This window comes from Marinobacterium sediminicola, from assembly GCF_022343685.1.
Classification (GTDB): domain Bacteria; phylum Pseudomonadota; class Gammaproteobacteria; order Pseudomonadales; family Balneatricaceae; genus Marinobacterium; species Marinobacterium sediminicola.
This window is the reverse complement of the sequence record NZ_CP092123.1, coordinates 1,998,322-2,019,737: the sequence shown is the minus strand read 5'-3', so window position 1 is coordinate 2,019,737 and position 21,416 is coordinate 1,998,322. Positions and strand designations below refer to the sequence as shown.

Below are 21,416 nucleotides of genomic sequence, written 5' to 3'. Positions count from 1 at the left end.
ACGGATTGAAGAGCTATATCTTTGCCACTGATAATGACCGTGGCGGTGTTATTCTTTGCGATATCGAAACCCTGGAGGAGGCGGTTGGCTATCTTCAGCAACGCTTCAAAGGTGTGGTAAGGGTCGAGCAGGGACGCAAGTACTGGGCCGATGGAGAGGGCTACGGAGAACTCGAACCGCTGAAGCCTGAGGCGACTCACAGCGGTTGAGTGTTGAAGGCTGAAACCGTCGCGCTCTTTAGCGCCGACGTCGGCGAACAGGCGGGTGTTCAACCCGGATGCGCTGGGGGCGCATCGAGGAGCCTAGCACTTTGACTTCTCGGGCAAGCAATATGCCAGCCCCAACGGCAATCGCCAGTACCAGTGATGTGGTTAATAGTGTACTCAGCATGGTGTCATCTCCTGTTGTCTAAGGCTATGACCATCAAAACTCAGCCGGGTTTCCCTTTCTGGCTGTCGCCTGACTTGTCACTACCTTGCCGTAAGCCTATGCGAACCATTTAAGCGGTTCGGTCACAACAAAGCAAAGCTATCTCGACTAGGTTATCAAAGCTCCGTGAGGCTGCGGTCAGCAGCCCCGCATTACTCTGATATCAATGTAAAGTTACGCCAAACCGCAGGTTGTGCAACTTATTTTGCCGGTCTTGCCGAAACTCCAATTCTTTACGCAGGATGCATGCCTCGGGATCACTAGAACCAGTCGTCGCTGCGTTTACGTCTGCGCGGCAAATGGGGAACGATCAGGCCCAGAACGACACCCCCGAAAGCGATCAAGCCGCCATACGTCAGCCAACGCATCAGATTGCTTTGATCCATATTGGCAATTTGAGACTGCAGATCACGAATTTCTGTTTTCAAAGAGCGTATCTGGTCAGTGTAGGTGCTGCTTTCATTTTGCAGCTGTTCCAGACTGCTGTTGAGCTGCTCAATGGTGTCGGCTTGTTCACTGATAGTGCTGCGGCTTTGTGCCAGGGCGGCTTCAAGTTTGGGCAGCTCGATCAGTTTGCTCTCGCCTTGGCCAACCAGAGCGTCGGGCAGCCAGCCTGTTTTACCGTTGGACGTCCGAATCTGTACATACTCCGTCTGACTGTTGCGATCCAGAATGTCCACGGATTCGCCGCTGTTAACGCGTCCAATGATTCGGTACTGATTGCTTGGTCCGCTATGAAAAAACACATAGGCATCATCTGCAATATGACCTTTCGCGGCCCAGGCCGGCATGGAGGCGCAGAGTAGAGCGCCAATGAACAGAACTTTTTTCATACTGATTCCAACAACTGAAGCGACAAATACATGATTTTACACTACAAACACTTTATCGTTTAGGAGCTGTCCCGAATCTTAACGGCAGCCTGATTGATGCTTCCTAATTTGCATTCAAAGGGGAATTTACATGGAGTCCTTCTCTCAAGACTATATTTTGCCTTGGGTGATCAATATTGCCCTGGCCATTGCCATTTTTATGGTCGGTCGCTGGGTCGTCAAGTTGTTGATTAACCTGCTCGGACGAATGCTGCGCAAAACCAAAATGGACAACATGCTGATCAACTTTGTCAGCTCCATTGCGCATGCTCTGTTGCTGCTGTTTGTTGTGGTTGCGGCATTGGGTCAGCTGGGTGTCGACACGACCTCGCTGATTGCCCTGATTGGTGCCGCCGGTTTGGCAATCGGTCTATCGCTGCAGGATTCACTGAAGAACTTTGCGGCCGGTGTGATGTTGATTGTGTTTCGACCTTTCCGTGAGGGTGACTTCGTTGAGGCTGGCGGTGTCAGCGGGATTGTTGAACATATTACTATTTTCAATTCGGTGTTCCGCACCGGTGATAACCGCGAGATCATTTTGCCGAATGGCAAGATCTACAGCGACTGTATCATCAACTACTCCAAGCGCGACACGCGTCGAGTTGATATGGTGTTCGGTATTGGTTATGGCGATGATCTGCTGAAGGCCAAGCGCGTTCTGATGGAAATTCTGGAGCAGGACGAGCGAGTGCTCAAGGATCCGGCCCCGGTGGTGAGTGTGGCGGCACTTGGTGACAGCAGTGTCAACTTCAATGTCCGTCCCTGGGTGAAAACGTCTGACTACTGGGCCGTGCTTTGGGATACCACCGAGAAGGTCAAGCTGGAATTCGATCGCCAGGGTATCAGCATTCCTTTCCCGCAGATGGATGTGCACCTGCATACCGAGAAAACGGTCGAAGACTAAGTCTGCGACCGTGGCAGTACCGAGGTGTCGACCTGACCCTCGGTCAACAACTGCTGTCGCAGCGCCTCGTTCTCATGCCGCAGGCGCTGCGCTTCTACCCGATAGTCAAAGATCTCCTGATACTGCCGCTCCAGTTTGGCTTCCAGTTGTTCAAGTTCGCTGCCTTGCTGGTCTATCTTGAGCTGCATGTGCTCAAGCTGATCCTGCAGGTCGTCCAGCATTTCAAATCCACGGCTTTGCGGCTCGTTGGCCTTGTCAGGGTGGAAACGATAGGAGCCTTGTAGCTCGTTGACGATATGACTGTACAGCGCAGTCAGGTCCGAGCGCTCGCGATCGGTGTAGCGAATGTTTTCCTCAATGGCTGTGTGCGCACTGGCCGCGCCAATGGCTCCGGCCAGAATTTGCTCCAGCATGCGGTGAAACTCCATCAGTTCAACGACAGAGATATGGCTCTTGTCGTAAACCTGGAGGTCTTCAGCGATACGATTTACGCTTTGTTGTGCCTTCTCATCACCGAGGTAACGGCGCAGCAGTTGTTCAGCTTCAATAAGCTTGGGAGCCAGCTCTATGTAGGCATTGAGCCCGGTCGGGCGTGCTTTCTCCTGAGTGCGAAGTGCACGAGTGGTATAAAGAAACTCGGTGGTCAGTGTGCGTTCATGCTTCTGTGGATTATAGAACCAGGAGCCCAGCATGTAGGCCAGTACATTTAAAGTCAGTGACCAGAAAACGGCATGTGGAATCTTGGGCAGCTCAAGACCAAAAAGTGCCAATGGCGATAGCCAATGGATGCCGAAAGGTCCCTCCTGCAGCAGCTCAATGGGTAGCCAACCTTCTTCAACCCACGCGGGGACAATCAGCGTCCATGTCCAGATGCCGAATCCGGCCAGCAGGCCAAGCATGGCCCCCATGCTGTTGCCTCGATTCCAAAAAAGTCCGATGAAGGTTGCTGGAGCAAACTGAAGTGCAGCAACAAAGGAGATCATACCTACGGCAACCAGCATGTAGGTATCGGTCAGTAGACGAGCCAGCAGCAGGCTGCCAAACAGAATGCAGGCAACCAAAATCCATCGGACCTGCAGCAGCCAGGTTCTCATCCAGGCAAGCTGCTGGAACTTCTCGCACACTGGCAGCAGGAGGTGGTTCGAAACCATGGTGGCCAATGTCATGGTGGTAATGATCACCATACCGCTGGCAGCAGCGAAACCGCCCAGAAACGAAAGCAAGGCCAGATAAGGCTGATCGAGAGCCTGAGGAACCAGCAGCATGAAGAAATCTGCTGACTTCTCAGGCAGGCCCAGGATGCTGCCAGCTGCAGCTACCGGAACCACAAACATGACAATCAGAACGGTGTATACCGGGAGCACCCAAAGAGCACGTCCCAAGTGGTTGGGCGATACATTCTCAACAACACTGACGTGGAACTGACGTGGCAGCAGTTGCACGCCCACGAAGCTCAGAACGATCAGGGTGAGCCATTGTATTCCGCTATCCTCTCCACCCAGGCTGATCAGGTGCTGCAGGTTGTGCTCTTCAATTTTGTGGTAAATATCGATTGGGCCATCAAAGAACTGATAGCTGATGAAGAAGCCGATGATCAGATAGGCCAGCAGTTTGACGATACACTCGGCCACCAGCGCCAGAATCATGCCCTGATGGCGTTCGGTCGGATCTAGGCGTCGCACGCCGAAAATGATGGTGAAAACCGTCATCAACAGAGTGATCAGGATGCCGGAGGAACTCCAGTGAATATGTCCTGCGCCTTCGTGTGTTATCAGGCGTAGAGACCGAATGACCGCTTCGAGCTGGAGGCTTATATAGGGCAGCAGACCAAACAGTGCAATCAGGGTAACCAGCGCGGCAATACGCTGGGAGCGGCGATAGCGTGTCGAAATCAGGTCGGCAATGCTGGTAATGTGAAAGGTCTCTTTAACGGCAATCATCCGCCTGATGGTGAAACGCCAGAAAAACAGAGATAGTAAGGAACCAACATAGATCGCAAGATAAAGCAGGCCTGACTGAGAGGCGAAGCCAACACTGCCGTAGAAGGTCCATGTGGTGAAATAAACACACAGCGACAGCGCGTAAATGGTGGCTGAATTGATGGGGCGCCCGCGTCGGGTGCGGTGTTCGCCCCACTGCGCCAGGCCAAACAAGACTCCGGTATAAACAGTAATAACCAGCAGGACACTCAAGGGGGAAAACATCAGTACACCTCTAACTGGCGGATATTGCTTATTTATTCAGTGTAGTCGGTAGCGGTGGAATCATTTCGCTGGCCAGAATGTTGGCAGCGTGGCGGAACAGGATCGAGTCCGCCGTCAGAGTAGGGGTGGCAACGCAGAAGGCGGCGAGTGCCCAGGTACACACCTTTGAGTACGCCATGCAACTGGATCGCCTCGATCATGTAGCTGGAGCAGCTGGGATAAAACCGACAGTTGTTGCCAAGGAAGGGACTGATGGCGACCTGGTACAGCCTTACCAGCAAAATCAGAAAGTCAGTGACCAGGCGGTTGATCATATGCAGGCATCCCTAAAACGTCTGTTGCAGATGATAGCCGCTGGCACGTGAAGAGACCAGCTGTGAAACGAAACCGGGAGCCCTTGGGCTCCCGGTGGTAGATCAGGACTGTCGATCCAGTTCAAGAACGGACAGGGTCCGGGCGCGGACTTGTTGCATCAGCTCAGCATCTTCAGTCAGATTCTGGCCGTAGGAAGGAACCAGTTCACGGATTTTCTGTTTCCAGCTGTCTTCATTCATGCGGTCGGCGAAGCAGCGCTCAACGATGCTCAGCATCGCGCTGACGGCGGTAGAAGCACCCGGGGAAGCTCCCAGCAGGGCTGCGAGGCTGCCGTCCTGGGCCGTGATGACTTCGGTGCCGAATTCCAGTTTGCCGGCAGTTTCGGTGCCCGGCTTGATGATCTGAACACGCTGGCCGGCGTAGGACAGCTCCCAGTCATCATCCTTGGCTTCCGGGAAGAAGTTACGCAGGGAATCAACACGAGATGAGTGCGACTGCATCACTTCGCTGATCAGGTAACGTGTCAGGTCCATGTTGTTCTTGGCGACTGACAGCATCGGCTTGAGGTTGCTCATGCTGATGCTGCAGGGCAGGTCCATGAAAGAGCCCTGCTTGAGGAACTTGGTTGTGAAGCCGGCGAACGGACCAAACAGCAGCGACTTCTTGCCATCAATAATGCGCGTGTCCAGGTGCGGCACTGACATGGGAGGCGCACCGATAGGGGCCATGCCGTAAACCTTCGCCTGGTGCTGCTCGATGATCTCGGGGCGTTTACACACCAGCCACATGCCACTGACCGGGAAGCCGCCGTAGCCCTTGCCTTCAGGAATTCCTGACTTCTGCAACAGCGGGAGAGCGCCACCGCCGGCACCCAGAAACACAAAACGGGTGTTGATGACTTCACTGCCACCCTTCTCGGTATTTTTGAGCTTGACGTTCCAGGTGCCATCGGCCTGCTGGGTCAGATCATCAACGATTCGGCCAAGCAGCAGATCGAAGTTGTCCTGTTGCTCCAGATTCAGCACCATAGAACGCGCTAGAGCGCCGAAGTTGACATCTGAGCCGTAACGCACACGAGTGCCAGCCACTTTATCAGACGGGTCTCGGTCTTTCATGACCAATGGCATCCACTCACGCAGCGTCTCGTGGTCCTCGCTGTACTCCATGTCCTTGAAACAGTGATGCTGGCTCAGCGCCTGATAGCGCTTGCGCAGGAATTCAACATTCTTTTCACCCCAGACGAAACTGGAGTGAGGGGTCGGGTTGATGAATTCCTTGGGAGCGGGCAGGTTGCCCTGCTCGACCAGGTATGACCAGAACTGCAGGCTGACCTCAAAGGAGGTGTTGATCGCAAAGGCCTTGGTTGTGTTGATACTCCCATCAGGCTGCTCCGGAGTGTAGTTCAACTCACAGTAGGCAGCGTGGCCGGTACCGGCGTTGTTCCAGCCATCGGTACTTTCACGGGCAACATGGTCAAGACGTTCGACCATACAAATCTTCAGGCTCGGATCCAGTTGCTTGAGTATCATCCCGAGAGTGGTACTCATCGCGCCGGCACCGACTAGCAGCACATCTACAGTTTTAGTGGTCATATGAGTTCGCCATTTGATCGTAAACAATGGAGTTGGAGACAACGGAAGGTGGCTTTTGGCACGCCCCGGCCCGCATTCTATGCCTGGCCCTCAGGACTTCCGGGTCTCACTGCCGCTTGCATCATCCGATTGGGTGATGTGCGTGGCAGATTGCTAGATTATTTACGCTTAGTACTTAGGTGCGGTGCATTATATTCAACTGTCTACAGAATAAAACTCGAAGTGTCGGCAAAGATGAAGCACAGAGGCTGGTCACAAGGCTGTAACCCGCATGGTGTAAGGATTTAGTCCGATTTTTAGACTTTGGTCTGGCGAAAGGAAAAGCTGTGTTGCAGTGGGCAGCGCCCACTGCAGGAGGGGGTTCAGAGATGTTCTTCGGCGTACTCGGCCAGGCGAGAGCGGAAGATTCCCTCGAAATGAACGCTGGCAGAGCCTTCGAAGTCACGGAAACGCTCAACGATATAGGTAAGACCTGATGTGAGCGGAGTCAGGTAGTTGGAATCGATCTGAGCCAGGTTGCCCAGGCAGACCATTTTGGTGCCTTTGCCGCAGCGGGTGATGATGGTCTTGAGCTGCTGTGGCGTCAGGTTCTGAGCTTCATCGATCAGCACAATGGCGTTCTGAATGCTTCGGCCGCGGATGAAATTGAGTGATTTGAACTGGATATTGGCTTTTTCCAGCGCGTACTTCACGCTGCTTTGAGGGCGCTCATCCTGTGCGTGCATGGCTTCCAGGTTATCGTTGATTGAACTCATCCACGGTGTCATTTTCTCTTCTTCGGTGCCGGGCAGGAAGCCAATATCTTCAGCCACTGGCGGTGTGGAACGAGTGACGATGATCTTGTTGAAGCGCTGCTCCTCGATCACCATCTCCAAGGCACAGGCCAGTGCAATAAGAGTCTTGCCCGATCCCGCTGCACCCAAAAGAATACTGAGGTCAATCTCTGGATCCATCAATGATTGCATGGCAAATGCCTGCTGTACGTTGATAGGCTGAATGCCCCAGCAAATCTGATTCATCAGTCGCTCATAACCCAGATCGAGCAGAGTAACGCTGGTTTCGTCCATGGAGACAGTGCGAGCGGCAAAGTCCTTGCTGTCATCGTAGATGAATTCATTGGGGTAGGTTTCAGGCAGCAGGCTTCGATCCACCTTGTGGTAGGTTCTGCCCTCCTGCTGAAAACTGTCGACCTTATCGACGCCTTCCCAGAAAGGCGTTGCCAAGTGTTGGTGACCCGCAGGCAGCATCTCGATATCCGATACCAGCTGGTCGGTACGGTAGTCTTCTACGCGCTGTAATCCGGCACCCAGCGCCTTGAGGCGCATATTGATGTCCTTGGTGACGAGGATGATCTGGCGGTGCGGGAAGGTGGCCTGCAGGTGCAAGGCGCAGTTAATGATGCGGTTGTCCTTGTTGCTTTCGTCCGGCAAGAAACCCTGTCGGCTGGTCAGTTCATGGTCCGGGAAAATCGAGAGCTTGCCCAGCTTTTGTTCACGTTCCTTGCCTTCGATAAGAATCCGAACGCCCTTGGTAATCTGGCTGGCGCTGCTGGCAGAGGACAGGATATTGTCGATGACGCGAATGGCATGGCGGGCCTCGGCGGCCACGCTCTGTTTGCGATCCTTGATCGAGTCAAGCTCCTCCAGCACTGTCATAGGGATCGTGATGTCCTGTTCCTTGAACTGAAACAGACACTTGGGATCGTGCAACAGCACGTTGGTGTCGAGGATATACAGTTTTGATGCAGACATCGAAGGGCTTCCTTGTACAGCGGTTGTTGTATTCAAGCTAATTCAAGGTGGGCGCAATTACAATTGCCATCAGCGGGTTTCTGGCAGCGGCTTGAGCCTGGTGGCTGTCATCGGCTTGTCACGAGATGGTAGTAAATCTCATCGAGTGAGTTCATAGTTAAATAGACACGTACTTTCATGTGTTTAGCAGTATCCGCACGGAACAAGGAGGTCAGCATGATGACCGAGCACTACATTACGTCCAGCGTGACGCCGCTGGACAATCTCGATGTTCTTTCTCCCTACGAAGTGGCCAGACTGCAGGATAAAAGCCAGGGTGGGCTCTACAACCTTTTCCGCCAGTGTGCCCTGGCGGTGCTCAACTGCGGCAGTGAACTGGACAGCACTCGCAAGGTGCTTGACCGTTTTCGCGACTTCGATATTCAGATCAGTCAGAAGCATCGTGGAGTACAGCTGGATCTGATCAATGCCCCGGCAACCGCTTTTGTCGATGGTGAGTTGATACAGGGTATCAACGAGCACCTGTTCTCAGTGCTCAGAGACCTGTTGTATGTCGCCGATAAGGTCGAATACTGCTGTGAAGGGCTGGATCCATCGGCCATGATCACCAACCAGGTATTCAATCTGCTCAGGCATGCAGACGCTTTCAGGCCTCATGTGAAACCCAATATGGTGGTGTGCTGGGGTGGTCACTCGATTGGCCATGCAGAATACGAGTACACCAAGCACGTGGGGTATGAACTGGGGCTACGGGGAATGGACATCTGTACTGGCTGCGGGCCCGGCGCAATGAAGGGGCCGATGAAAGGGGCAACCATTGCGCATGCCAAGCAACGTCTCCTGGATGGCCGTTACGTCGGTATCTCCGAGCCGGGCATCATTGCGGCCGAGTCTCCCAATCCGATTGTCAATGAATTGATCATTATGCCTGATATCGAGCGCAGGCTTGAGGCGTTTGTTCGCCTGGGGCACGGCATTGTCGTATTCCCGGGGGGGGTGGGAACAGCAGAAGAGATTCTCTACATTCTTGGCATCCTGCTGCAGGAGCGAAACAGTGCTCATCCGTTTCCATTGATCTTTACCGGCCCTGCGGGCAGTGAAGAATACTTTGAAACAGTGGATCGTTTCATTCGCGCGACGTTGGGTGAGCGGGCAGCGCAGTGCTACCAGATCATCATTGATGATGCGCACGAAGTGGCGACGCGCATGCGAGATGGTCTTGCTGAAGTCACCACCCACCGCAAGGCAACCGGTGAGGCCTATCACTACAACTGGCAACTGCATATACCGCTGGTGTTGCAGCAGACGTTCGAGCCGACGCATGACGCCATGCGTGAGTTGTGCCTGTCACGCCGTCAGCCCGATCATGAACTGGCGGCACAGCTGCGTTGTGCGTTGTCCGGGATAGTGGCCGGTAACGTCAAGGAGCCGGGCATTCGAGCCATTGAAGAGCACGGGCCTTTTGAGCTGCATGGAGAGCCGGACGTGATCGAAGCGCTGGACAGGTTGTTGCAGGCCTTTGTCGATCAGCGTCGCATGAAAATAAATCACGAAGAGTATGAGCCTTGCTTCCGTCTGGCGAAAGCAAGCAGAACTTCCTAGCCTATTCCCGTCGGCAAGTGATGGCACGTTCGCGGACGAATGCCATCAGGTAGTTGGGCCCTCCATAAAGAGGGCCCGTCCCCGAGAAGCCGGAGCTGCCAGCCGGGTGGATGCTGGCACAGGTGTCGGACAACGGGCGGTTAACAAGCAGACGACTGGCCTGAAGTCCATCCACTGCCCGGTCAATCAGGGCATCATCGTTTGAGTAAATGCTGCATGCCTGACCCGGACAATAGCGATTTATCTCCGTAATGACCCTGCCCAAACCTTCTTGATCAAAACGAATCAAATGCAGCAGCGGGCCGGGGGTTGGTGTTGGCAGCTCATCAAGGCTGTATAGACGCAGCAAGGTAGGGGAAACATAGTACCCGTGATCATGCTCTTCCCCCGGTTCCAGTTGGGTAATGATTCTCTGACGCAGTCGGAAGCGCTCAATGTGCTCATGGCATTGTGTCATCAGGTTTCGATGGCTCATCGGGCCGATATCCGTCTCAAGTTGCAGCGGGTCTCCCATCTGCAGCAGCTGCAGACTGTCAGCTAATTGCTGCTCTATTTCGTCTGCAACGGTGCTTTCGATATATAGAATGCCAAGGTTGGTGCGTTTTTGGCCTGAATGGCTGAAGGCGCTTTGGAGAGTTTCACGTATTTCCAGTGTGGTCAGGCGACGCGTGATGATCTGGGTGCCCGGGATGCTGCTGTGTGATAACAAAGGCACCACCGGGGCGCCCTTGCGATTGCTGAGCACAGCATTCATCGCAATGGTTTGTCCCGGGTCCGTAAAGCAGATGGCGCCAGCGACGCGGTAATCTTCCAGCATCCACTGGTAGACCTGCTCGTCGCCAGGGAGCAGGGACACCAGCCCTGATGGCAATCCCGATTTCAAAAGGTGATCAATGACGAGATTCAGGCTGGCTGTACAGCAAGGATCAGGATTCAACAGTACCGCATTGCCACAGACCAATAGCGCCGAGAGTTGGCCTATGGCAGTAGCGAAGGGTTCATTATGATCGGTTACGGCAACGTATATGCCTCTGCCATGCAGCTCGAGTCGGTTGGCTTCCTGCTGATGACCGTGCAAGGGGCGAGAGGAAAGCTTGGTGAGTGCCTGATTACAGTAGTAATGGCAGAGGTTAATCGCAGTGCGCAGATCTGACGCGGCATCACGAATGCTTAAACCTGTCTCATGGATGCAGCAGGCGAGCAGTTCGTGCTGAGATTGTTGCAGGCGCTCGGTCCAGCGCTGAATGATCGCGATTCGGTGCTCAATGAGCAGTCGATTCCACTGCGGTTGAGCGTCGGAAGCCAGTGAAAAAGCGCGCCTGATCTGATCTTCGCTGGCGGGATGAAATTCACCGATTGTCCGTCTGACGTCAATGGGGCTTGAGCGTTCCAGATGCGTTTGGGAGCCCAGACTTTCGCCGTTCAACACGGGATAGGCGTTGAGCGGCTTTTCGCCATATGCTTGGAGGGTTCTTGCTAACGCGATATCGGCAAGGGTTTGACCCGCAGGTGCCATCGTTGCATTGCTGCGAATGGGCAAAAAGATATCGGATGGCGGCGGGGGAGCCTGATAGTGTTTAGGTATCGGGCGGTGCAGCAAGCGACTTGCGCGCAGGCGTGAATTGTTGCTGCTAAGCAGAAACTGGTGACAGCATTCAAAGTTGCTTCGGCAATGGTCAGGATTGGTCAAAACCGGGTAACACACATGGCCTGCGTGTTGGGCTTCACGAATCTCTTCCCTGGTCGGCATGCCGCTGATCAGCTTGACGGGAATATTGGTATTCAGTGAGCGCCCCAGATGTTCCAGCCAGCCCAGAGTGGGAAGTGCGCGCTTGCTGCATGTCTGCAGACAGATGCCCAAATGACCCCAGTGTTCAAGGCCCGGCAAGGTCAGTGTGCACGCCAGAATCTCCAGCGTAAGTTCGACTGTAGCCTCATTGGGCGCTCTTAGCACAAGCTGGTGCATGTTCTCTCTGGCCTGCAGGGCCAGAACGTGCAGGCGGTTACAGATACCTTCCCGAATTCGGTTTCGATTCAGGGCTTCATATCGTGGATGAAGGTCGGCCGGGTTGATCACCAGAACGCAAGAAGTCACCTGTTCCAGTCGCTTCAGATATTCGTTGAACCGCTGGTTGGCTTCTACGGCATTTAAGGGGGGCTCTGAGTGAGGGGCATCTATATGGTGTGTCCCAGCTTCCATGATATCGCCGGCAGACAAAGAGGGCAGTGCGTCTTTTAATGTCTTCCATTCCAGCATCAGAGTCTGATCCGGCAGGACAAAGTATTGGCCGATGCCCTTTGCCAGCTGTTGGCGAGACAGCAGTCTATATTCGTCCGAGAAAAATATGCTGAGCGGTAACATCCCTCTACTCCGCAACGTTGCTGAAATCTGAGCCCAAGTCTAACGTAAAACCTGGCTCTGCTGTGGGAGTTCAGCGCATGAAGGTGTTGTCCTGCCAGATTTGTACGTAGAGCTGGTGTCGGTAATCGCTTATAGTTGCTCATTTTGATTTACAGGGTATCTCTTTTGCGACGCAAACTTGTCCTGACAATGACGACTCGCCATGGGTCGCGGCAAATTTTTCTGCACCAGCTTTTGGCTTATCTGCTGTTGACCTTTGTTCTGCTCTCAAGCCTCAGTTTTTTCGTTTCCAACTGGTTACTGGTCAAAACCCATGATGACCTGTCAGACCTGACACGAGACCATCAGGATCTCAATGAGCAATATCAGTTGTTGCTCGGGACGCAGCAGCTATACATCTCTGAGCTGGACGAATTGGGCAGCTCACTGTCTGAACTCAGCGCTGAGCGTGAGCGGTTATTGGAGGAAAATCAGGAGATTGGTGCGACACTCAGTACGCTGGAGAATCGATTGGGGCTATTGCAGGAGCCCAAGGGAATGAGTGTGGAGGAGCGGTTACAGTTGACACGTATGGCCGCACGGCAAAGGCTGTTCCTTCTGCACAGTATCCCTAACGGAGTGCCTATTTCAGCAGAGAGAGTGAATGACAGCTATGGGATGCGTTTGCACCCGGTTCTCAAGACACGAAAGATGCACAACGGCATGGATTTCAAGGCGGATATCGGCACCCCTGTATATGCCACTGCAGACGGAGTGGTTGAGTACGCCGGCTATCGCAAGGGGAGTGGTTTTGGCAACCTCGTGGTTTTACAGCATAATTTCGGCTTTAAAACCTATTACGCGCATTTGCAGAAGGTGTTGGTCAAAAGTGGCACCTTTGTACACAAGGGGCAGCAGATCGCGCTGAGTGGGAATAGTGGCCGTTCTACCGGTGCACATCTGCACTACGAAGTGCGATTCATGTATCGTCCCTTGAATCCTGAGCCGTTCCTGCAGTGGGGGCTGGACAGTTTTAATGCCCTGTTTACAGAAGTTGAGGAGGTACCTTGGGAATCCTTAAGCGCGATGTATCCGCTAAATCAGGCCGGAACGCAGTAACCATCATCGCTCGGGGGAACCATCTGTCGGGTGATATGCGTGTCAGTGGCAAGGTGCATGTCGATGGTGTTGTCGAGGGACGGCTTGAGGTGACAGATGATGTGACCATCGGGCGTCATGGTGTGGTGCGTGGTTTTCTGACCGCTCAGCATGTCAATGTCAGCGGTCTGATAGAAGGTGATGTTTTCTGTGATTCCCTGCACATAGAGCGAGGCGGCAAGGTCCGGGCCAGAGTGTGCAGCGAAAAATTGACCATTGATCCTCAAGGGTGCTTTCTCGGCGAGCGGCATTTGCAGAAAGCGACACCACGCCTGGAATATCACCCTGATCTGACTGCTGAAAAAGAGGCTACGGGTGAAGTGCTCGATTATGCGTTGATCGATACCTTGCCAGATCGAATTACCCTGAGCCGAGGGGAGGGCTGATAAATGTGCGAATTGCTCGGGATGAGCGCCAATGTGCCGACAGATATCTGTTTCAGTTTCACCGGGCTGATGCAGCGTGGTGGCCGCACAGGGCCGCACCGTGATGGCTGGGGGATCGCTTTCTATGAGGGCAAGGGTTTGCGCTGCTTTCATGATCCCGAGCCCAGTGCCGATTCGCGTATAGCCGGTTTGGTGGCTGAATATTCGATCAAAAGCCGTGTTGTGATCAGTCATATCCGGCAAGCCAATGTGGGTTCGGTATGCCTGGAGAACACGCATCCTTTCAGTCGAGAGCTTTGGGGCTATACCTGGACCTATGCCCACAACGGACAGTTGGACAAAACGCTTTTTGATTGGCCCTTGGACTTCTATCAGCCCGTCGGGACCACTGATAGTGAGTATGCATTTTGCTGGCTGCTAGGTCAGCTGCGCAGTCGTTTTCCAGAGCGGCCTGAAGACTTTGCCGAGTTACAGCGTTTCATCCACGAATGCTGTGAGCAATTGAGGACACTTGGGGTCTTCAATATGTTGCTCAGCGAGTCGACCCATCTGTTCTGCTATTGTACGACCAAGCTGGCATGGATTACGCGACGTTCACCCTTTGGTGAAGCCAGGCTTAAGGATTGTGAAGTCAGTGTTGATTTCGGTGCCGAGACAACACCCAATGATATAGTGACAGTCATCGCAACGGAGCCCTTGACCGATAATGAGCGTTGGCAGAAGCTCGAGACCGGCGAGCTGGTTGTGTTTGTTGATGGTGAGGTTGTGTCTCAGTTGAAGGAGTAGCCTGATGCAGGCTGTCAGCCCGGACGTTGCCAGTTTATCTGATTTGCTGATTCAGTTGGCGCGGCGCTTTGACGAACGGCCTGCCTTTGGTCATCTGGGGGCACGTATCAGCTTTGCTGATCTTGACCGTTTCTCCCGACGTTTTGCGGCCTGGGTGCAGCATGAAACCGACCTTCAGCCGGGTGACAGGATCGTACTTCAGTTGCCCAACCTGATGCAGTATCCGATACTGCTGTTTGGTGCTCGTCGTGCGGGGCTGGTGGTCGTGAACGCCAACCCCCTTCTTGGTGTCGAAGAAGCTACCCTGTTGCTGCGTGATTCGGGCGCGCGTGCGCTGGTCAGGCTGGCGCCGCTGCCGGTCGAGAGCCTGCAGGCACTGGTCAACTCTCCAGTCGAGTATCTGATTACGACAGAACCCGGTGATCTGCATCCTGTTGCGGGCCGTGTGCTGCTGAACCTGTTGTCAAGGTTCAAAAGTGGAGGTGTTGGCAGAGCGAGGTCCAATGGGCGAATTGGCCCAGCAATCGAACAGGTGTCTTTGAGTTCGATCATGCAAAAGGGGGCTGGTTTGGTTTGGTTGCCTCCTGAGCGATACCCAGAGCTGGCGTTGCTGCAGTACACAGGCGGGACTACGGGGCCAGCCAAGGGGGCCATGCTCAGTGAGCGAGCGTTGCTGAGTAATCTGGCGCAGCTTCAGGACCGGATGCAGCCTTTCGTCCTCCCCGGGCGCGAGCGCCTGCTGCAGCCGCTACCGTTTTACCATATTTATTCTTTCACTCTCACTCTGCTGATGTTGAGTATTGGTAGTTACATTGAGCTGGTTCCGGACCCGCGGCGCACCCGGTCTCTGGTGCGTTGCTGGGATAGGCTCAATCCGACCATTTTGGCTGGCATCAATCCTCTGTTTATCCATTTGTGCCAGCAGCCCGAATTTCAGCGACTGGATTTTTCAGCGCTGAAACTGACCGTTTCGGGAGGGATGGCACTGACGAGATCCGTTGCCTCACGGTGGAAGGAGGTTACAGGAGGTGAGATCTGTGAGGGGTATGGCCTGACGGAATGCTCTCCGGTCGTCAGCGTCAATCGCCCTGATGCCATTCGTTTGGGCACGGTTGGCAAACCTTTGAGTGGAACCGAAATACAAATCCTCGATGAGGAGCGCAAACCATTACCTCATGGTGAAGTCGGTGACATTTGGGTACGAGGTCCGCAATTGATGTCAGGCTATTGGCATCAGCGTGAAGCAACCGAAAGCGCCATGCCGGCTGGCTGGCTGGATACGGGTGATATTGGCCTGATTGATGGTGAAGGGTTTCTCAGAATCATCGACCGTCGTAAGGAAGTGATCAATGTGTCCGGCTTTAAAGTCTATCCCAGTGAGCTGGAGGATATCATCGCCTGTCATCCGGATATTCTGGAATGTGCCGTGGTGGGTTTGCCAGAGCACTGTGGTGGTGAGCAGATCAAGCTTTATGTGGTTCCTGCCAATCAGCAGCTCTCCATACGGCAGGTGCGCGACTATTGTCGAGAGCGGCTCACGGCCTATAAGGTGCCCCGATCGGTAGAGTTTTGTCGCTGGCTACCCCGAACCCCCGTGGGGAAAGTGTCCCGGAGGGATCTGCGCGAGATGGCGCTGCAAGGGCGTCGACCACATTAGTAATTGGATGTTCCATGATGGATAATGTGCGGTCGTTCCATTCATCCGCCACAGGGTCGTAGCAGTTTGTCCATCTCCATCAAGACACTCCAGCAGCAACTGATTCACTGCCGCATTGCCGATCGATTTTCTTTACGCCGAGAAATCGACAGATTAAAGCGCCAGTCTCCCCCGGATAACGAGAAGCTGGCGAGACTGGCCGAGCGTCTGGAGGCGTCCCGTCAGCGGGTCGAACGGCTTAAAGCCTTGTCGGCTCAGCCGGAATATCCGGACCTGCCGGTTTCGGAACGTCGACAAGAGTTGCTCAAGGTGATCGCTGACAATCAGGTGGTTGTTATTGCGGGCGAGACCGGTTCGGGCAAGACGACACAGATTCCCAAGCTGTGTCTTGAATTGGGGCTTGGTTGCTACGGTGTGATCGGTCATACCCAGCCCAGACGGCTTGCCGCTCGAACAGTTGCCTCGCGTATTGCCGAGGAATTGAAAACGCCTTTGGGCGAGCGTGTAGGCTATCAGGTCCGTTTTCATGACCAGGTGTCCGACAATACCCAGGTCAAGTTGATGACGGACGGTATTCTGTTGGCCGAAACCCAGCATGATCGTTTTCTGGAACAGTACGAAGTCCTGATCATCGATGAGGCGCATGAACGCAGCCTCAATATCGATTTCCTGCTGGGCTATATCAAACGCATTCTGCCACGACGCCCTGACCTCAAGGTGATTATTACCTCGGCAACCATCGATCTGGAGCGTTTTTCGCAGCACTTCGATAATGCGCCGGTCATTGAAGTGTCTGGGCGAACCTATCCGGTCGAAACCCTTTATCGTCCATTGCATGAAATGGAAGCAGAGGACGAAAAAGCCGTCGATCTGCAGCAGGGCATTCTGGCAGCGGTTGATGAATTGATCGAAATCGATCGTGCGAAACAGAGTGGCGGGCCGGGGGATATTCTCGTGTTCCTGCCCGGTGAGCGAGAGATCCGCGAAACAGCGGACTCCCTGCGCAAGGCGCAGCTGCGTGATACCGAGATTATCCCACTCTATGCCCGTTTGTCGCTCGCGGAGCAGAATCGCGTATTCCATGAAAACCGCAAGGCGGGTCGGCGTATCGTATTGTCGACCAATGTGGCCGAAACCTCGTTAACGGTGCCGGGTATTCGCTATGTCATTGATCCCGGTGTGGCGCGTATCTCGCGATACAGTTACCGCTCAAAGGTTCAGCGGTTGCCTGTCGAGGCGATCTCGCAAGCCAGTGCGAACCAGCGGGCAGGGCGGTGTGGTCGTGTGGCTCCGGGTGTTTGTATTCGCCTTTATTCGGAAGAAGACTTTCTGGCCAGGCCTGAGTTCACGGATGCCGAAATACGACGGACGAATCTGGCCGCCGTTATTCTGCAGATGCTGCAATTGAAACTTGGGGATATCCGCGAGTTTCCCTTTGTTGATCCACCCGATACGCGCCTTATTAACGATGGTTACAAGTTGCTGGAAGAGTTGGGTGCGGTCGATGATCGGCGAGGTATTACGCAAATCGGGCGACAGTTGGCGCGTTTGCCGGTCGATCCCAGAATTGCACGGATGGTGATTGAGGCTTCGAAGCAGGGCGCGTTGCGGGAAGTGCTGGTCATCGCCAGTGCGCTCAGCGTGCAGGACCCAAGGGAGAGGCCGCATGATAAGCGTCAGGCGGCAGATCAAAAGCATAAGGAATATGCAGACGAAGAGTCTGACTTCATGACCTTGCTTAATCTCTGGCAGTTGTGGCACGAACAGCGGGAAGAACTGAGCCAGAGTCAGTTGCGTCGTTGGTGTCAGAAACAGTTCCTGTCGTTCATGCGGCTGCGAGAGTGGCGAGATGTGCATCGACAGTTGCTGCTGAGCGTTCGAGACCTGGGCCTGAAAGAGAATACCGAGCCGGCCGAATATCCGGTGGTGCATAAGTCACTGTTGGCCGGTTTGCTTAGTCATATCGGTTTCAAGCAGGAAAAGGGGGAGTACCTCGGTGCTCGCAATCGTCGCTTCAAGATATTCCCGGCCTCGGGCGTGTTCAAGAAAGCGCCCAAGTGGGTGATGGCGGCTGAATTGCTGGAAACCAGTCAGTTGTTTGCACATCAAGTGGCGCGTATTGAACCGGAATGGATCGAGCCGCTAGCCAAGCATCTGGTCAAGCGCAGCTGGATGGAGCCGCACTGGGAAAAGAAAAGGGCTCAAGTGGTTGCGACTGAGCAGGTTAGCCTGTTCGGAGTGATCATTGTGCCACGTCGCCGAGTTAACTACGGTGGCATCGATCCAGTGGTATCACACGAAATCTTTATTCGCAGCGCACTGGTCGAAGGTGAATACCAGACTCAGGCGCCATTTTTTGCTCATAACCGACAGTTGCTCGAAAGTGTTGCTGCGCTGGAAGATAAATCCCGTCGGCGTGATCTTCTGGTCGACGAAGAGCAGCTTTACCGGTTCTATGCTGAGCGCCTCGATAAGCTGAATGGCTCCCATGTGGTCAATGGCAAGGGGTTCGAGCATTGGCGCAAGCAGGTTGAGCAAGATGATGCTGAGGCGCTGTTCATGCGTCAGGAAGATATCCTGCAGCGGGGGACCGAGCATGTCAGTGGTTCACTTTATCCCGATGTGCTGTCGATTGACGGGGTAGACCTGCCGTTGAGTTATCACTTCGAGCCTGGTGCCAAGGATGACGGCGTCACGCTTGAGCTGCCGCTGGCGTTGCTGCGCATAGCTCCCTTGCAGCGTTTGGAGTGGCTGGTGCCGGGAATGCTAGAGGAAAAGGTGGTTGCCATTCTCAAGGGGTTGCCTAAACAGTTGCGCAAGCATTTTGTACCTGTACCCAATTATGCCGAGGCATTCTGCAATGCGGTGGTGTTTGCCGAAGGTGATCTCTATGAGGCTCTATCACTTCAACTGTTGCGCATGACGGGCACAAAAGTGACCGTGGAGGCCCTGCGTGCGGTAGTTCTGGAAGAGCATCACCTGTTCAACCTGCGCCTGAGAGATGATCGAAACCAGGTCATCGGCAGTGGGCGTGATTGGGAATTGCTGAACCGACGTTTTGGCGTCCAGGCTGAGGAAGCATTGCAGTCGGGCCCGTCAGAGCAGTGGGGGCAAGCCAATTTGACTGATTGGAGCTTTGGAGAGCTGCCAGAATCGATTCATCTGCGTCAGGCAGGAGGGATTGAGGTCGAGGCATGGCCGGCGCTGATTGATCGCAAGGACAGCGTGGAGCTGAAAGTGCTGCCGTCCAGTGAAATGGCACACCATGAAACTCTGCGCGGGGTGGCTCGCCTGTTGTTGTTGTCATTGCCTGCGCAACAGGTCAAATACCTGCGTCGTGATATTCCCAGGCTTAATGAGAGCCTGATTCTTGCAGGAAAGCTTTTTGAGCGAAAAGCCCTTGAAGATGATGCCTTGGTGCTGGCAGCCCAGAGGGCTGCGTCATTGTCAGTCGATAACTTGCCACGTAATAAAGAAGCGTTTGAACAGCAGCGCGAACTGATGAGAGCGAATATAGCGGATGAGCTCGAAAAGTTGGGCCGCTTTATATATGCCTGTCATCAGTCAGTTCATAGAATCAATAAGCAGCTTAATGGTCGTATTAACTTGCAGGCCGTGCCGGTTTTGAATGATATCAAACAACAGTTGGCCGAGTTGATGCACAAGCATTATCTGGTTGAAAGTGATCAGGCTTGGCTGCAAGAGTTTCCGCGCTACCTGCAGGGGATTGAAATTCGGCTTGATAAATATCAGCGAGACTTGCGTCAGCAATGTCTCTGGTCGGAGCAGTTGGCGCAGTTTCGACAGCAGTATTTGAAAAAGCTGCAGGAGCATGTGGCGCGTAATGAGCGGCCGGAGGGGCTGGTACGCTTCCGCTGGTTGCTGGAAGAATACCGAGTCTCGCTGTTTGCCCAGCAACTGGGCACCCGGGAAAGTGTATCTGAAAAGCGCCTTAAGCAAGCATTAGAGTCATTTTGAACCTAAAGAATGCAGGTTGTTTAAGTTTTCTTGTTGATGGGTATCAAACAATGGTCTAGCACCGGCCATTAAAGGGATTCAGAGCTTGCGCCTCTGGTGGGTGTATGGTGTAATGCCGGCAATTTAGGTAGTTGCTCAGCCGCAGCGAGCCGAGTTCGTCGCTATGGAAAGCAGTTACCCGCTAGAATCGCAGGCAAAATGACACAAAATATAAAATCTTTTTGTCGTCATTGGTTTGCAATAATCTGGATTTATAGTATTTTTCTGGGAGCACTCCATGTGCTTAAGAAAAACTAGAATTCACTACTAGTATGTTGAATGAAGGGGAAATGTTGATGAAAAAGTCACTGATCGCTCTGGCTGTTGCTGGCGCAATGACTGCTCCGATCGTCGCTCAGGCTGACGCTACTCTGTACGGTTCTATCCGTGTAGGTCTGGCGAATGCTGATACTTCTGATAACGATGGCGACTGGCAGGTTACTGATGAAACCTCTCGCATCGGTATCAAAGGTGATGTTGACCTGGGTCTGGAAGGCACTACCGGTTATTTCCAGTTTGAAACGCGTCTGCGTGCTGATAATGGTGAATTTGCTGGTGTGGGCGAGAAGAACGCTCGTTTGGCACTGGTAGGTGCTAAGGGTGCATGGGGTGCTGCACAGGCCGGTCGTATGTACACTCCGCACTGGCTGTGGACTTCTTCAGTAGCTGACGCTGGTTGGAACCACGCTAACGCAGGTGTAATCCGTGAAGTGGGTCTGCGTCAGCCGAACACTGTTGCGTACATCTCTCCGGACATGAGCGGCTTCCAGATTGCTGGTGCGGCAATCATGGGGGGGGTCGCTGGTGATGCTGCCGGTGGTGATGAAAATGACAATGATATGGATGCTTACAACGTTGCAGCTAAGTTTTCTGCGGCCGGTGCGTTTGTAGGTCTGTCTTACATGTCTGTTGATAGCGATTACATTGGCGGCTCCGACTACGATATCCTGGGTGTTGCGGCTTCCTATACCGTAGATGCGTTCAAAGTCTACGCGCGCTACCAGGACGAAGAAAGTGTTCTGGGTACGGTTGGTGATGATATCGAAACCACTCAGGTTGGTGGCTCTTACACTATCGGCGACACCATTCTGCAGGCTCGTTGGACTAACATCGATAGCACTGCGGCAGGAACTGATGGTGATCAGTGGATGGTAGGTGTACAGCAGAATCTTGGCAAGCGTGCTCGTGTGTGGGTTGAATATGCTGATGTAGACGACGAACTCGTCGAAATCGGTGAAGACTTCACAAATGAAGCACGTGGTTTTGCTAACACCGGTGGTTTCGGTGATACTCTGTCCATCGGCTACCGTCTGGACTTCTAATATCCCTTGATATTAGTCTTGTCTACGAAAAGGCTCCTTCGGGAGCCTTTTTGCGTTGTGGGTAAATGTCATTGTTGGGG

Annotated in this window: 16 protein-coding genes; 9 read left to right on the top strand and 7 right to left on the bottom strand. The window is 53.7% G+C overall.

The genetic code is table 11. From position 1 onward, the window contains the following. Window positions 1-5: 5 nt before the first annotated feature. Window positions 6-209 (top strand): hypothetical protein, encoded by a 204-nt coding sequence (locus LN244_RS09390; protein ID WP_239039538.1) that lies wholly within the window; start codon window positions 6-8, stop codon window positions 207-209. 28 nt (window positions 210-237) lie between these two features. On the opposite strand, the gene LN244_RS09385 is transcribed toward LN244_RS09390, so the two are convergent. After that, window positions 238-390 (bottom strand): hypothetical protein, encoded by a 153-nt coding sequence (locus LN244_RS09385; RefSeq protein WP_239039537.1) that lies wholly within the window; start codon window positions 388-390, stop codon window positions 238-240. Window positions 391-689: 299 nt separating this feature from the next. After that, window positions 690-1,262 carry a TIGR04211 family SH3 domain-containing protein gene (locus LN244_RS09380; RefSeq protein WP_239039536.1) on the bottom strand — a complete coding sequence of 191 codons (573 nt, stop codon included), beginning with the start codon at window positions 1,260-1,262 and terminating at the stop codon, window positions 690-692. A 130-nt stretch (window positions 1,263-1,392) separates the two neighbouring features. Here LN244_RS09380 and LN244_RS09375 point away from each other — a divergent pair, with 130 nt between their 5' ends. Next, window positions 1,393-2,205 (top strand): mechanosensitive ion channel family protein, encoded by an 813-nt coding sequence (locus tag LN244_RS09375; protein WP_239039535.1) that lies wholly within the window; start codon window positions 1,393-1,395, stop codon window positions 2,203-2,205. Here LN244_RS09375 and LN244_RS09370 read toward each other — a convergent pair. The 4 genes from LN244_RS09370 to LN244_RS09355 all read right to left on the bottom strand — a co-directional run bounded on the left by LN244_RS09370 (window position 2,202) and on the right by LN244_RS09355 (window position 8,067). Further along, window positions 2,202-4,409: a sodium:solute symporter family protein gene (locus tag LN244_RS09370; RefSeq protein WP_239039534.1), complete on the bottom strand. Its 2,208-nt coding sequence runs from the start codon at window positions 4,407-4,409 to the stop codon at window positions 2,202-2,204. The genes LN244_RS09375 and LN244_RS09370 overlap by 4 nt on opposite strands. A 32-nt stretch (window positions 4,410-4,441) precedes the next feature. Beyond that, window positions 4,442-4,723, bottom strand: a complete 282-nt coding sequence (gene yidD, locus LN244_RS09365) for a membrane protein insertion efficiency factor YidD (RefSeq protein WP_239039533.1) — start codon at window positions 4,721-4,723, stop codon at window positions 4,442-4,444. 102 nt (window positions 4,724-4,825) lie between these two features. After that, a complete protein-coding gene (gene mqo, locus LN244_RS09360; RefSeq protein ID WP_275424722.1) occupies window positions 4,826-6,334 on the bottom strand; it encodes a malate dehydrogenase (quinone) in 1,509 nt (502 codons plus the stop codon). A 344-nt stretch (window positions 6,335-6,678) separates the two neighbouring features. Further along, a complete protein-coding gene (locus LN244_RS09355) occupies window positions 6,679-8,067 on the bottom strand; it encodes a PhoH family protein (RefSeq protein WP_239039531.1) in 1,389 nt (462 codons plus the stop codon). A 216-nt stretch (window positions 8,068-8,283) separates the two neighbouring features. Between LN244_RS09355 and ppnN the strand changes: the two genes are divergently transcribed. Further along, entirely contained in the window at window positions 8,284-9,669 is a 1,386-nt protein-coding gene (gene ppnN / locus LN244_RS09350; protein ID WP_275424675.1) for a nucleotide 5'-monophosphate nucleosidase PpnN, read from the top strand. Window position 9,670: 1 nt separating this feature from the next. On the opposite strand, the gene LN244_RS09345 is transcribed toward ppnN, so the two are convergent. Continuing rightward, window positions 9,671-12,031 (bottom strand): proline dehydrogenase family protein, encoded by a 2,361-nt coding sequence (locus LN244_RS09345; protein WP_239039530.1) that lies wholly within the window; start codon window positions 12,029-12,031, stop codon window positions 9,671-9,673. 165 nt (window positions 12,032-12,196) lie between these two features. Here LN244_RS09345 and LN244_RS09340 point away from each other — a divergent pair, with 165 nt between their 5' ends. The 6 genes from LN244_RS09340 (at window position 12,197) to LN244_RS09315 (ending at window position 21,336) form a co-directional block, all read left to right on the top strand. Next, window positions 12,197-13,129: a M23 family metallopeptidase gene (locus LN244_RS09340; RefSeq protein WP_239039529.1), complete on the top strand. Its 933-nt coding sequence runs from the start codon at window positions 12,197-12,199 to the stop codon at window positions 13,127-13,129. After that, window positions 13,078-13,554: a bactofilin family protein gene (locus tag LN244_RS09335; protein WP_239039528.1), complete on the top strand. Its 477-nt coding sequence runs from the start codon at window positions 13,078-13,080 to the stop codon at window positions 13,552-13,554. The genes LN244_RS09340 and LN244_RS09335 overlap by 52 nt, the downstream gene beginning before the upstream one ends. Before the next feature lie 3 nt (window positions 13,555-13,557). Further along, complete coding sequence (locus LN244_RS09330) at window positions 13,558-14,340, top strand: class II glutamine amidotransferase (RefSeq protein ID WP_239039527.1); 783 nt, start codon at window positions 13,558-13,560, stop codon at window positions 14,338-14,340. Between the two features lie 4 nt (window positions 14,341-14,344). Next, entirely contained in the window at window positions 14,345-15,997 is a 1,653-nt protein-coding gene (locus LN244_RS09325; protein WP_239039526.1) for an AMP-binding protein, read from the top strand. Window positions 15,998-16,021: 24 nt separating this feature from the next. Beyond that, entirely contained in the window at window positions 16,022-19,975 is a 3,954-nt protein-coding gene (hrpA, locus tag LN244_RS09320; RefSeq protein ID WP_239039525.1) for an ATP-dependent RNA helicase HrpA, read from the top strand. 335 nt (window positions 19,976-20,310) lie between these two features. Then, the gene (locus LN244_RS09315) at window positions 20,311-21,336 is read left to right on the top strand and encodes a porin (protein ID WP_239039524.1); all 1,026 of its coding nucleotides are present in this window, start codon (window positions 20,311-20,313) and stop codon (window positions 21,334-21,336) included. Window positions 21,337-21,416: the final 80 nt, after the last annotated feature.

Coding starts and splice junctions, on each gene's coding strand:
- LN244_RS09385 (WP_239039537.1), bottom strand. CDS start 390: ATGCTGAGTACACTATTAACCACATCACTGGTACTGGCGATTGCCGTT.
- LN244_RS09380 (WP_239039536.1), bottom strand. CDS start 1,262: ATGAAAAAAGTTCTGTTCATTGGCGCTCTACTCTGCGCCTCCATGCCG.
- LN244_RS09375 (WP_239039535.1), top strand. CDS start 1,393: ATGGAGTCCTTCTCTCAAGACTATATTTTGCCTTGGGTGATCAATATT.
- LN244_RS09370 (WP_239039534.1), bottom strand. CDS start 4,409: ATGTTTTCCCCCTTGAGTGTCCTGCTGGTTATTACTGTTTATACCGGA.
- yidD (WP_239039533.1), bottom strand. CDS start 4,723: ATGATCAACCGCCTGGTCACTGACTTTCTGATTTTGCTGGTAAGGCTG.
- LN244_RS09355 (WP_239039531.1), bottom strand. CDS start 8,067: ATGTCTGCATCAAAACTGTATATCCTCGACACCAACGTGCTGTTGCAC.
- ppnN (WP_275424675.1), top strand. CDS start 8,284: ATGATGACCGAGCACTACATTACGTCCAGCGTGACGCCGCTGGACAAT.
- LN244_RS09345 (WP_239039530.1), bottom strand. CDS start 12,031: ATGTTACCGCTCAGCATATTTTTCTCGGACGAATATAGACTGCTGTCT.
- LN244_RS09330 (WP_239039527.1), top strand. CDS start 13,558: ATGTGCGAATTGCTCGGGATGAGCGCCAATGTGCCGACAGATATCTGT.
- LN244_RS09325 (WP_239039526.1), top strand. CDS start 14,345: ATGCAGGCTGTCAGCCCGGACGTTGCCAGTTTATCTGATTTGCTGATT.
- hrpA (WP_239039525.1), top strand. CDS start 16,022: ATGTGCGGTCGTTCCATTCATCCGCCACAGGGTCGTAGCAGTTTGTCC.
- LN244_RS09315 (WP_239039524.1), top strand. CDS start 20,311: ATGAAAAAGTCACTGATCGCTCTGGCTGTTGCTGGCGCAATGACTGCT.